General features: G+C 73.9%; 8 protein-coding genes and 1 pseudogene. 1 reads left to right on the top strand and 8 read right to left on the bottom strand.

Annotated elements, in window-relative coordinates; genetic code table 11:
- The first annotated feature begins 331 nt into the window (after positions 1-331).
- Positions 332-1,672, top strand: coding sequence for a UDP-N-acetylglucosamine 1-carboxyvinyltransferase (gene murA, locus EF903_RS18765; protein ID WP_114057733.1), 1,341 nt, complete (start codon positions 332-334; stop codon positions 1,670-1,672).
- A gap of 167 nt (positions 1,673-1,839) precedes the next feature.
- On the opposite strand, the gene EF903_RS18770 is transcribed toward murA, so the two are convergent.
- The 8 genes and pseudogenes from EF903_RS18770 to EF903_RS18805 form a co-directional block, all read right to left on the bottom strand.
- On the bottom strand, positions 1,840-2,121 hold the full coding sequence (locus tag EF903_RS18770) for an HU family DNA-binding protein (RefSeq protein ID WP_007264399.1): 282 nt from the start codon (positions 2,119-2,121) through the stop codon (positions 1,840-1,842).
- Positions 2,122-2,427: 306 nt separating this feature from the next.
- A complete protein-coding gene (locus tag EF903_RS18775) occupies positions 2,428-3,861 on the bottom strand; it encodes an NAD-dependent malic enzyme (protein ID WP_125544665.1) in 1,434 nt (477 codons plus the stop codon).
- Positions 3,862-4,322: 461 nt separating this feature from the next.
- Positions 4,323-6,659 (bottom strand): UvrD-helicase domain-containing protein, encoded by a 2,337-nt coding sequence (locus EF903_RS18780; RefSeq protein WP_125544667.1) that lies wholly within the window; start codon positions 6,657-6,659, stop codon positions 4,323-4,325.
- A gap of 90 nt (positions 6,660-6,749) precedes the next feature.
- A complete protein-coding gene (locus EF903_RS18785; RefSeq protein WP_125544669.1) occupies positions 6,750-7,322 on the bottom strand; it encodes an ABATE domain-containing protein in 573 nt (190 codons plus the stop codon).
- A 98-nt stretch (positions 7,323-7,420) separates the two neighbouring features.
- Positions 7,421-7,966 carry a GNAT family N-acetyltransferase gene (locus EF903_RS18790; RefSeq protein ID WP_125544671.1) on the bottom strand — a complete coding sequence of 182 codons (546 nt, stop codon included), beginning with the start codon at positions 7,964-7,966 and terminating at the stop codon, positions 7,421-7,423.
- A 59-nt stretch (positions 7,967-8,025) separates the two neighbouring features.
- Positions 8,026-9,141 (bottom strand): annotated as a pseudogene (locus EF903_RS18795) (uroporphyrinogen-III synthase); the annotation flags it as partial.
- Positions 9,142-9,336: 195 nt separating this feature from the next.
- On the bottom strand, positions 9,337-10,707 hold the full coding sequence (locus tag EF903_RS18800) for a NarK/NasA family nitrate transporter (RefSeq protein WP_125544676.1): 1,371 nt from the start codon (positions 10,705-10,707) through the stop codon (positions 9,337-9,339).
- Between the two features lie 96 nt (positions 10,708-10,803).
- The gene (locus EF903_RS18805; RefSeq protein WP_125544678.1) at positions 10,804-11,778 is read right to left on the bottom strand and encodes a LysR family transcriptional regulator; all 975 of its coding nucleotides are present in this window, start codon (positions 11,776-11,778) and stop codon (positions 10,804-10,806) included.
- Positions 11,779-11,934 lie beyond the last annotated feature (156 nt).

An 11,934-nucleotide genomic window follows, 5' to 3' on the forward strand; every position in this document is an offset into this window, starting at 1 on the left:
AAGGCGGAGAAGAGCGACGGTTTTTTTTCAAGCAGAAGACGGCATAGGAGCTTAGCTGCAGTCTCGTGGGTTCGGGGAGGAGTAGAAGAGACAGACCGGGTCCACCCCAGGGCGGTGTGTGGCATGCCGCCGTGTCGCCGCGCCGCGCCGACACGGCGGAATGCGACACTCCGCCATGGGGTGGACACGGTGGGTGTTGTGGCCAATTCATGACAGTCCCACGGCCGCGTCGGCCTTACGAACAGGCCCCCCGCGCCCCTTACCCTTTTCCCTGGCCCCTGCCCGTCTCCCCCGGCCCCGCCGGGTGGACCCCCTCCGGAACGCGAGATTCATGACCGGCACAGACGATGTCCTGCTTGTCCACGGCGGTACCCCGCTGGAGGGCGAGATCCGTGTCCGCGGTGCGAAGAACCTCGTGCCGAAGGCCATGGTCGCCGCTCTGCTCGGCAGCGAACCCAGCCGGCTCCGCAACGTTCCCGACATCCGCGACGTGCGGGTGGTGCGCGGGCTGCTCCAGCTGCACGGCGTGACCGTGCGCCCCGGTGAGGAGCCGGGCGAGCTGGTGCTCGACCCGACGCACGTCGAGAGCGCGAACGTCGCCGACATCGACGCCCACGCGGGCTCGTCCCGCATCCCGATCCTCTTCTGCGGCCCGCTGCTGCACCGCCTCGGCCACGCCTTCATCCCCGGCCTGGGCGGCTGCGACATCGGCGGCCGGCCCATCGACTTCCACTTCGACGTGCTCCGCCAGTTCGGCGCGACGATCGAGAAGCGCGAGGGCGGCCAGTACCTGGAAGCCCCGCAGCGCCTGCGCGGCTGCAAGATCCGCCTGCCGTACCCGTCCGTCGGCTCGACCGAGCAGGTGCTGCTGACGGCCGTCCTGGCCGAGGGCGTCACCGAGCTCAGCAACGCCGCTGTGGAGCCCGAGATCGAGGACCTCATCTGCGTCCTGCAGAAGATGGGCGCCATCATCTCGATGGACACCGACCGGACCATCCGGATCACCGGCGTGGACCGCCTCGGCGGCTACAACCACAAGGCGCTCCCGGACCGCCTGGAGGCCGCCTCGTGGGCCTCCGCGGCCCTGGCGACCGGCGGCAACATCTACGTGCGCGGCGCCCAGCAGCGCTCGATGATGACCTTCCTGAACACCTACCGCAAGGTGGGCGGCGCCTTCGAGATCGACGACGAGGGCATCCGCTTCTGGCACCCCGGCGGCCCGCTGAACGCCATCGCGCTGGAGACGGACGTGCACCCCGGCTTCCAGACCGACTGGCAGCAGCCGCTCGTCGTGGCGCTGACGCAGGCCGCGGGCCTGTCCATCGTCCACGAGACGGTGTACGAGTCCCGGCTCGGCTTCACCTCGGCGCTGAACCAGATGGGCGCGCACATCCAGCTGTACCGCGAGTGCCTGGGCGGCTCCGCGTGCCGTTTCGGCCAGCGCAACTTCCTGCACTCGGCGGTCGTCTCCGGCCCGACCCGGCTGCAGGGCGCCGACCTGGTCATCCCCGACCTGCGCGGCGGGTTCTCGTACCTGATCGCGGCGCTGGCGGCCGAGGGCACCTCCCGGGTGCACGGCATCGACCTGATCAACCGCGGCTACGAGAACTTCATGGAGAAGCTCGTCGAGCTCGGCGCGAAGGTCGAGCTCCCCGGCGGCGACCTCGTCTGAGGCGTCCAGGGCCCCTGCGGGGGCCCTGCCGGGCCCGGACCGGGCAAGCGGCCGGACCGGGCGGCAGACAGGCCGAAGGGCGGCCACCCCGCGGGGTGGCCGCCCTTCGGCGTTCTCCGCAACCTGCCGTGCCGGGCGCCTGCGCGGCGCTCGGCACGAGGGCGGAACTACTTGCCCTTGGCGGCTTCCTTGAGCTTGGAGCCCGCGGAGACCTTCACGCTGTAGCCGGCCGGGATCTGGATCGGGTCGCCGGTCTGCGGGTTGCGCGCGGTGCGAGCGGCACGGTGGGTGCGCTCGAAGGTCAGGAAGCCGGGGATGGTGACCTTCTCGTCGCCCTTGGCGACGATCTCGCCGACGGTCTCGGCGAGCGCGGCCAGAACGGCGTCGGCGTCCTTGCGGGTCACCTCGGCGCGCTCGGACAGAGCGGCCACCAGCTCACTGCGGTTCATGTTGTACTCCCGTGTTCAACTTGCCTTGGAGGCGTGAGATCGAAGCCGATGCTGCCAGGGCCCTCGGACAGTGCCCGGACCCGGGTCTGAACGTCAGACCCTCGCGCCCGGTTACGCATCCTGCCCCCACCAGCGGCGGGAACGCCAATCCGGCACCCGCCAGGGTCACACGAAAAGCGCCACAGTCACGCCCCGGTGACGCTCCGTCCGCACTGGTGGGATTGCGCGTCCCGGTCCTCGTGGGCATCCCCGCAACACTAGAGGGGGCCCGCCCGGGCTGCATCCCGCGACGCGCCGGGACGCCCGTCAGGCGGACGTGGGCGTCGTCACAGCGGCGGTCGCGCTCTGGGCGGCCTTGCGGACGGCGCCGGCGACCGCGCCCGCGACCTTGTCGTTGAAGACGGAAGGGATGATGTAGTTCGCGTTCAGCTCGTCCTCGCCGACGACATCGGCGAGGGCGGTCGCGGCGGCGAGCATCATGTCGGTGTTCACGGTGCGGGACTGCGCGTCCAGCAGGCCGCGGAAGACGCCCGGGAAGACCAGCACGTTGTTGATCTGGTTCGGGAAGTCGGAGCGGCCGGTGGCGACGACGGCGGCCGTCTGGCGGGCGACCGCCGGGTCGACCTCCGGGTCGGGGTTCGCGAGCGCGAACACGATCGCGCCCTCGGCCATCGCGGCGACGTCCTCCCCGCTGAGCACGTTCGGGGCGGAGACGCCGATGAACACGTCGGCGCCGACGACGGCCTCCTTCAACGTGCCGGTGTAGCCCTCGGGGTTGGTGTTCGCGGCGATCCAGCACAGCGGCGAGTCCTCGGCGGCGTCGACCAGGTCCGGGCGCCCCGCGTGCACGACGCCGTGGATGTCGGCGCTGACGACGTTCTTCACGCCGGCGGCCAGGAGCAGCTTCAGGATGGCCGTGCCGGCCGCGCCGGCGCCCGACATGACGACCTTCACGTCCCCAACTGCCTTGCCCACGACGCGCAGTGCGTTGGTGAGGGCGGCGAGGACGACGATCGCGGTGCCGTGCTGGTCGTCGTGGAAGACGGGGATGTCGAGGGCCTCGCGCAGGCGTGCCTCGATCTCGAAGCAGCGCGGCGCGGAGATGTCCTCCAGGTTGATGCCGGCGAAGCCGGGGGCGATGGCCTTGACGATGGAGACGATCTCGTCGGTGTCCTGGGTGTCCAGGCAGATCGGCCAGGCGTCGATGCCGGCGAACCGCTTGAAGAGGGCGGCCTTGCCCTCCATGACCGGCAGGGCGGCCTTCGGGCCGATGTTGCCGAGGCCCAGCACGGCGGAGCCGTCCGTCACGACTGCGACGGAGTTGCGCTTGATCGTGAGGCGGCGGGCGTCCTCGGGGTTCTCGGCGATCGCCATGCAGACGCGGGCCACGCCGGGGGTGTAGATCATCGACAGGTCGTCGCGGTTGCGGATGGGGTGCTTGGACGCCATCTCGATCTTGCCGCCGAGGTGCATCAGGAAGGTGCGGTCGGAGACCTTGCCGAGGCTGACGCCCTCGATGCCGCGCAGCTTGTCGACGATCTCGTCGGCGTGGGCGGTGGAGGTCGCGGCGATGGTGACGTCGATGCGGAGCTTCTCGTGGCCGGACGCGGTCACGTCGAGGCCGGTGACCGACCCGCCGGACGACTCCACGGCCGTGGTGAGCTGGGAGACCGCGGTTCCGCTCGCGGGCACCTCCAGGCGGACCGTCATCGAGTACGAGACGCTGGGCGCCGTTGCCATGGCCGTGTTTCCTCTTCTGTCCCTGTTTTCACGTCTGTGCACAGGCCCGCTGCTTTTGCGTGCGGCGGGGCCTGTTGTCCGATCGTCCCACCTACTGACCGGTAGCCGGTAACCAGCTACGAATTTCGGAAGAACTCTTCCACCATACGAGATAAGCCGGAGGCGCGGAACCCGTCCGGGACGCGAAAAAGGGTCCGCGCCCCTCGTGGTGAGGGGCGCGGACCCTGAAGCTGCGACACCGACCCGCCATGCTCGCCTCGCGGCAAGTGGTCGCTCGAAGCGACGAAGGTTGGGCCCGGGGGCTTGGATCGAGCCGGTGTCGTACCCAGGCTAACAAAGGATCCGCCGGGGCGGTCCCCCGCCGGTCGAGTCCCGCTCGCGCCGCCACGCGTGTGGCCTACCCCCGCGGACCGGCGCCGCCGCGGCCGCCGGGCCCGCGGGCCGCGGCACCTGCGGCGCCCCTACGGGCTCAGCAGCGAGGGCAGGCCCGACGCGTCCGGGGCGTCCCGCTCGGTGGAGACCACCGTCAGCTGCTGCGTCGCCCGGGTGAGCGCCACGTACAGCACGCGCAGGCCCGCGGGGAACTCGCCCGCCTCGACCTCCTCGCGGCTGTTGCCGCCGGCGATCTCCGCCGGGGAGACCACCACCGTCGCGTCGTACTCCAGGCCCTTGGCCTCCAGGCTGCCCAGCGCCACCGCCCGCTCGCCGAGGTCGGCGAGCCAGCCCGCCGCCTCCTCGCGCCGCTCCATGGAGACGACCACGCCCACCGTGCCGTCCACCTGCTCCAGCAGCCGCCGGGCCTCCTCCCGCACCGCCGCCCCCAGGTCGTCCCCGGCGACGGCGAACCGCGGCGTGAGGCCCGTCGAGCGCACCGCGGACGGCGGCTCCATCCCGGGCATGGCCAGCTTCAGCACACGGGCCGCGATCTCGGCGACCTCGGCCGGGTTGCGGTAGTTCACCGTCAGGGTGAACCGCCGGCGCGGCCGGGTCCCCAGCGCCTCGTCGCGGGCCGCGGCCGCCTCCTCCGGGTCGATCCAGGAGGACTGCGCCGGATCGCCGACCACCGTCCAGGTGCCGTGCCGCCCGCGGCGGCCCACCATCCGCCACTGCATCGGCGTCAGGTCCTGCGCCTCGTCCACGATGACGTGCGCGTACTCGGTGCGCTCGGCGGCGATCCGCTCCGCCCGCTCCCACTGGCTCTCCTCGCGCACCGGCATCAGCTCCTGCAGGCCGGTGAGCTGGTCCAGCGGGTCCGCCTCCCGCTTCCGCTTCGGCCGCGCCGGGGCGCCGAGCAGCTGCTGGAGCTCGTCCAGCAGCGCGACATCGTGCACGGACAGCGGGCCCTGCCCGGCCGGCCCGACCCGCCGCAGCGACCGGGCCAGGCGGCGGACCTCGCGCGGGGTGAGGACGCGGCGCGCCCAGCGGCCCAGGCGCCGCTCGTCGGCCATCGCGGCGAGCACGGCGCGCGGGGTGAGCTCGGGCCACCAGGCGTTCAGGAAGTCGATGAAGGCGTCCTCGGTGGAGACGTCCTCGTCGAAGGCCTGCCGCAGCTCGGCGGCCAGCTCCGGGTCGCTGTGCCGGCCGGCCGCGCCCGTCTTCGCGTACAGGGCGTCCAGCAGCAGCTTGCGGGCGCGCGGGCGCAGCAGGTTGGCCGGGGCGGTGCCGCCGAGGGCGTTCTGCCGGATCCGGTCCAGCTCGTCCGCCTCCAGCTCGACGCGGCGGGAGAACGCCACGACACGCAGCCGTTCGGGGGCGCCGCCCAGTTCGAGCGCGCCGCGGACGGCCTTGCGGAGCACCTTGAGCATCCGGGAGGAGCCCTTGACGCGGGCCACGGCGTGCTCGTCGTACGCGGTCGCCTCCGCGCCGTCGACGAGCGAGCCCAGCGCGCGGATGGCGACCTGGCCCTCCTCGCCGAGGGAGGGCAGGACGCCCTCGGTGTACGCGACGAGCAGCGGGGTCGGCGAGACGATCAGGATGCCGCCGGAGTAGCGGCGCCGGTCCTGGTAGAGGAGGTAGGCGGCGCGGTGCAGGGCGACGGCGGTCTTGCCGGTGCCGGGGCCGCCCGCGACCTCGGCGACGGACGCGGCGGGCGCGCGGATGACGAGGTCCTGCTCCGCCTGGATGGAGGAGACGATGTCGCGCATGGAGTGCGTGCGGGCCCGGCCGAGGGCGGCCATCAGGGCGCCGTCGCCGATCGCGGGCAGCTCCCGCCCGTCGAGGAAGGCGGTGACCTCGGGGCGCATCAGGTCGTCCTCGACGCCGAGGACGCGGCGCCCCTTGGACCGGATGACGCGGCGGCGGACGACCCGGCCCGGCTCCTTGGGCGTGGACCGGTAGAACGGGGCGGCGGCCGGCGCCCGCCAGTCGATGACCAGCGGCGAGTAGTCGGCGTCGAGGACGCCGATGCGGCCGATGTGCAGGGTCTCGGCGATGTCGGCGGTGAGGTCCTCGCGGATCGCGTCGTCGGCCGGCTCGACGGAGGTGTGGGCGCCGTCCGGGCCGCGCTCGCCGTCCCTTCCGAGCAGCAGGTCGATGCGGCCGAAGAGGAAGTCCTCGAACTCGTTGTTCAGCCGGTTGAGGTGGATCCCGGCCCGGAAGACCTGGGCGTCGCGCTCGGCGAGCGCGCCGGGCGTGCCGACCTGGCCCCGCTTGGCCGCGTCGTTCATGAGGAACTCGGCCTCGTCGATCTTCTCCTCGAGCCGCCGGTACACCCGGTCCAGGTGTGTCTGCTCGATCGCGATCTCCCGATCGCGGACGGAATCCGCCGTGTTGTCGACAGCGGCATCCTGCGCGGCCACCAAGGCCCCCTTCTGACGTGCATGGGCGACCGTCAACCGTACGCGAAGCCGCACCCTGTCCGCACGCCCGTTCCGGTGGCCGGGGGAAGATCACCGCCCGGTCCGGGCGGAGGTCCTGCGGCGGCGGTGGCGGGCGACGCGCTCCCGGTTGCCGCACAGCTCGCTGGAGCACCAGCGGCGCCGGTGCCCGCGGGAAGTGTCCAGGTAGATGCGGGTGCAGCCGGTCGAGGAGCAGCACCGCAGCAGGGCCCGGTCGCCGGGGTCCGTCAGCAGTTCCACCGCGTCGCGGGCGACCGCGGCGAGCAGCGCCCCGCACTCGACGCCCCCGCACAGCTCCCGTACGAGGTGCCCTTCGCGGTCCTGGACGGCGCACAGGCCCGGGGGTGGGCCGGCGGCCAGCGCGTTGACCCGGGCGAGTGCGCCCCCGTCGGGGGAGCCTCCGGCGAGCGCGGCGCGCACGAGGCAGGCCACGTCGGCGCGCAGGGCCCGGAAGGCCGCGACCCAGTCGGGGCCGACGCGGGCGAGCGGCGTCCGGTCGGGCACGAGCCCGGCTCCGGCGAGCCACAGCCGCAGCTCGTCGCCGTCGTACAGCTCCTCGGCGCCCGCGGGGGCGGAGGAGGTGGCCACCAGGTCCAGGCACACGCGCCCGGAGTCGAACCACATGCCCGTCACCGCCTCGTGTCGAGGGACGCGCCTTTCAGAGTGCCGCGCCCGCGGTGGATGCGGAACCCCCCGTACGGGCGGCGGGGTGCGGCCCCGGGCTACGGCGGCGGGTCGTCGTTCAGGAGGCGCTGGAAGAGGACGTGGTCGCGCCAGGCGCCGTTGATGTGGAGGTAGCCGGGGGCGAGGCCGATCCGGCTGAAGCCGGCTTTGGCGAGGACCCGCTGGGAGGCGGGGTTGTCGACGAGGGTCGACGCCTCCACCCGGTGCAGGCGCAGGTCGTCGCGGGCGATCCGGCAGACCTCCTGCAGTGCCGCGGTGGCGGCGCCGCGGCCGGTGTGGGCCTGGTCGAGCCAGTAGCCGACGCCGCCGCTGCGGAAGGGGCCGAGGGAGACGTTCCCCAGGTTGATCATGCCGATGGGTGCGTCGGTGGCGGCATCGGTGATCACGAACGGGTGGAGGCGCCCCGCGTCGCATTCGGCGAGCAGTCCCTCGATGCGGGCGCGCTGGCCGGCCTCGGTGTAGAACACCTCGGACCGCCAGGGTTCGAAGGGCGCCATGTACGCCCGGTTGCGCGCGAGTACGTCGGCCAGCGCGGCGGCGTCGCCCGGCTCGGCGTACCGCACCCCCACCCCGTCGATGATCATCGGGGCACGGTAGCCCGGCCCGGCCGCCGTGTCCAAGGGGCGGGCGCGGACCGGGGCGGTCAGCGGGCCGGTGTGCACTCGCCGGCGTCGAGGGCCAGCCGGTAGCCGCGTTTGACGACGGTCTGGATGAGGTTCGGGGTGCCGAGGGCGCCGCGCAGGCGGGCCATGGCCGTCTCGACGGCGTGCTCGTCCCGGCCGGCGCCGGGCAGGGCGCGCAGCAGCTCGGCGCGGGCGACGACCCAGCCCGGCTGCCGGGCGAGGGCCCGCAGCAGGGCCATGCCGGCCGGGGGGACGGGGCGCAGCCCCCCGTCGACGAGGGCGGCGTGGCCGCGGATCTCCAGGCGGTGGCCGGCGACGGGCAGGGTCTTGGCGCGGCCGGGCAGTTCCCGGCACAGCAGCTGCACGAGGGGTCCGAGGCGGTACCGGTCGGGCTGCACGGTGTCGATGCCGCGGGCCTGGAGCGGTACGGCGGTCACGGGGCCGACGCAGGCCGGCAGGACGGGGCCGCGCAGGGCGCCGAGCACCTGCTCGGACAGGCCGCGCTCCTCGGCGCGGGCGAGCAGCGAGGCGGCGGCGGGGGCGGAGGTGAAGCTGACGGCGTCGACGGCGCCGGCGGCGACCGCGTCCAGCAGCCGGTCGAGGGGGGCAGGGTCTTCGGGGGCCATCCAGCGGTAGACGGGGACGACGACGACGTCGGCGCCGCCGGCCCGCAGCGCCTCGACGAACCCGGGGAGGGGTTCGCCGTGCAGCTGGATCGCGATGCGGCGGCCGGCGACGCCGGCGGCGAGGAGCCGGTCGAGGACCTCGGCGAGGGATTCGGACTGCGGGGACCAGGCCTCGACGAGCCCGGCGGCCCGGATGGCTCCCTTGACCTTGGGCCCGCGGGCGAGGAGTTCGGCGGCCCGGAGGCGGCGCAGCAGCTCCTCGCCGATGCCCCAGCCGTCGGCGGCTTCGATCCAGCCGCGGAAGCCGATCGCGGTGGTGGCGACGACGGCGTCGGGCGCCCGGTCCAGCAGCTGCTCGGTGGCGGCGAGGAGTTCGCTGTCGTCGGCGAGCGGGACGATCCGCAGGGCGGGGGCGTGCAGGACGGCGGCCCCGCGGCGGCGCAGCAGGGCGATCAGCTCGTCCGCGCGGCGGGCCGCGGTGACTCCGACGGTGAACCCGGCAGCGGCCCCGGCCCGGCCCCCGGCCCGGCGGGCTCGGGAGCGGCGGTGGCGGGAGCGGCGGGGTGCGTGTCGTCGTCCATGGTGACCTGCCTCGGCGGTGGCTCTTTAGCACGTTCGCGGCGCGGGTGCCGCGTGACGGAACCGAGCCTGTCAACTCTGCGTGTCAGGGCCGGTTCCGCCGTATTTCCGGGCCGTTAACCGCCGTTACACGGAGGTGAGCTGCGGCTTCCTCTCGGCCTCGGGCTCCGGGCGGGCCGGTCCCGCGGGCCGGCGAAGGTATACCGCCCATGTGACGGCGCAGCACACGGCGTAGCAGGCGAGGAAGGCGGCGAAGGCCCCGGTGCCGGACCCGGTGGTGCGGAACGCCTCGCGGAAGGCGAGGTTGATGCCCAGTCCGCCGAGCGCGCCCACCGCCCCGATCAGGCCCATGGCGGCGCCGGAGAGCCTGCGCCCGTACGCGGCGGCGGCCTCGCCGGACATGCCGCGGGCCAGGGCCTGCGCCTGGAAGATCCCCGGGATCATCTTGTAGGTGGAGCCGTTGCCGATGCCGCTGAGGGCGAACAGGGCGGTGAACCCGACGAGGAAGAGCGGCAGCGACTCCCGCAGCGAGGCGTGGATGACGACACCGGTCGCGGCGGCCATCGCGACGAAGCCGCCGAGGGTGATGCGGGCCCCGCCGAACCGGTCGGCGAGCGCCCCGCCGACGGGCCTGGCCAGCGAGCCGAGGAGCGGCCCGACGAAGGTGAGCGAGGCGGCCTGGAGCGGGGTCCGGCCGAACTGCGTCTGCAGCACCAGCCCGAAGGCGAAGCTGTAGCCGATGAAGGAGCCGAAGCTGCCGACGTACAGCAGCGCCATCAGCCAGGTGTGCCGCTCGCGGGCGGCCTCGCGCAGCGCGCCGCCGTCGTTGCGGAGCGGCGCGAGGTTGTCCATCCGCAGCAGGGCGAGGACGGCCGCGAGGACGATCAGCGGCAGGTAGCAGGCGAGGAGCACCCGCGGGTGGCCGGCGCCCGCGGTCCCGATGACGAGGAGCGCGGCGAGCTGCACGACGGGCACGCCGATGTTGCCGCCGCCGGCGTTCAGGCCGAGCGCCCAGCCCTTCTTCCGCAGCGGGAAGAAGGCGTTGATGTTCGTCATGGAGGAGGCGAAGTTGCCGCCGCCGACACCGGTCAGGGCCGCCACGGCGAGGAACACGCCGTACGGGGTCCCGGGCTCCATGACGACCAGCGCCGCCGTGGTCGGCGCGAGGAGCAGCACGGCGCTGACGACGGTCCAGTTCCGGCCGCCGAACCGGCCGACGGCGAAGGTGTACGGGATGCGGACGAGGGCGCCGACGCAGGTGGCGGTGGCGATCAGGAAGAACTTGCCGGCGGGGTCGATCCCGTACTCGGGCCCCATGAACAGCACCATCACCGACCACAGCGACCAGATGGAGAAGCCGATGTGCTCGCTGACCACCGACCACAGCAGGTTGCGTCGGGCGATCCGCTCGCCGGTCTCCTTCCAGAACGTCTCGTCCTCCGGGTCCCACCGCTCGATCCAGCGGCCCCCCTTGCGCGGTGCGGTCGTACGGGTCATCACAGGCCTCCACTGCCGTCGGTCCGTGCGGACGACGTTAGGAACGGCGCGTTTCGGCCCCGGTCCCCGCCGGATGACCGGCGGGAAACCTTGCACTCACCCGCTGCCGGGCGGCCCTGTGAGCGCTGCGGCGGGCAGCCAGCTGCCGGGGGGCACCTCCAGCCAGCCGCGTTCGGCGGCGAGGCCCCGGGCGGCGCGGCGCAGCGCGTCGAGGCCCGGGTGGGCGAAGCCCCTGCGCCACACCATCGACAGGGGGGACAGCGGCAGCGGGTCGGCCAGCGGCCGCTTGGTGCAGGCGGGCAGGTCGGTGAAGTCGACGGTGACGAGGACCGGGGTGCGGGTCTTGGCCATCACGCGGCGGAATTCCTCCTTGCCGATGGCGACCGGGGCGGGCGGGGCGAGGGCGATGCCGCGGCCTTCGAAGAGCTCGCGGGCGAGCCGGGTCCACTCCAGGGTGCGCGGGTTGCCGGCGCCCGCGTACACGTGTTCCCCGGCGAGCGCGCCGACCGGCAGGGGGGCGCCGGGCGGGTCGGCCAGCGGGTGCCCGTGGGGCAGGAGCGCGGCGAGCGGCTCGTAGCGTACGGGCATGTGGTCGAGGCGGCCGCGCAGCGCGGGCTCCAGGCCGTGGACGTAGCCGAACGCCACGTCCAGCCGGCCGGCGGCGACCTCGGCGGCGGCGTGCGTGAGGCCGCTCTCGAAGCGGGCCATCAGCTCGCAGTCCGGGGCGAGTTCGCGGGCCCGGTCCAGGACGGTGCGGGCGCTGCTGGGGCCGTCGGTGTTGACGTCGACGAGGAGCGGGCGGGGGCCGGCGAAGGCGGCGGCGAGTTCCTCGTGGGCGGCGAGCACCCGCCGGGCCAGCGGAAGCAGCCGCTCGCCGTCGGCGGTCAGCTCGACGGCGCGGGTGGTGCGGGTGAACAGGGCGGTGCCGAGGCCCTGTTCGAGGCGGCGCACGTCGCGGCTGAGGGCCTGCTGGGCGGTGTAGAGGCGGGCGGCGGCGCGCGTGAAGTGCAGCTCCTCGGCGACCGCGAGGAAGCCGCGCAGCAGCCGGGGGTCGACGTCACGGGGATTCACGCGCCGAGACTAACAACAGGATGCGGTGAGTGGGCGGGGAAGAGGTGTTGGACCGGGCGGCCCGCCGCCACGGAACCTGGGTGCATGCCGCACACGACCACCGCCCCCGACCCCGCCCTGCCCTCGCCTGGCCGCAAGGCCTCCCCCGCACCCTTC

The sequence above is a fragment of the Streptomyces sp. WAC05292 genome (assembly GCF_003949955.1).
Classification (GTDB): Bacteria; Actinomycetota; Actinomycetes; order Streptomycetales; family Streptomycetaceae; genus Streptomyces; species Streptomyces globosus.

What these genes read in the sequence shown, in the direction of transcription:
- EF903_RS18775 (WP_125544665.1), bottom strand. Translation starts at nt 3,861, where the DNA reads ATGGCAACGGCGCCCAGCGTCTCGTACTCGATGACGGTCCGCCTGGAG.
- EF903_RS18770 (WP_007264399.1), bottom strand. Translation starts at nt 2,121, where the DNA reads ATGAACCGCAGTGAGCTGGTGGCCGCTCTGTCCGAGCGCGCCGAGGTG.
- EF903_RS18790 (WP_125544671.1), bottom strand. Translation starts at nt 7,966, where the DNA reads ATGATCATCGACGGGGTGGGGGTGCGGTACGCCGAGCCGGGCGACGCC.
- murA (WP_114057733.1), top strand. Translation starts at nt 332, where the DNA reads ATGACCGGCACAGACGATGTCCTGCTTGTCCACGGCGGTACCCCGCTG.
- EF903_RS18785 (WP_125544669.1), bottom strand. Translation starts at nt 7,322, where the DNA reads ATGTGGTTCGACTCCGGGCGCGTGTGCCTGGACCTGGTGGCCACCTCC.
- EF903_RS18800 (WP_125544676.1), bottom strand. Translation starts at nt 10,707, where the DNA reads ATGACCCGTACGACCGCACCGCGCAAGGGGGGCCGCTGGATCGAGCGG.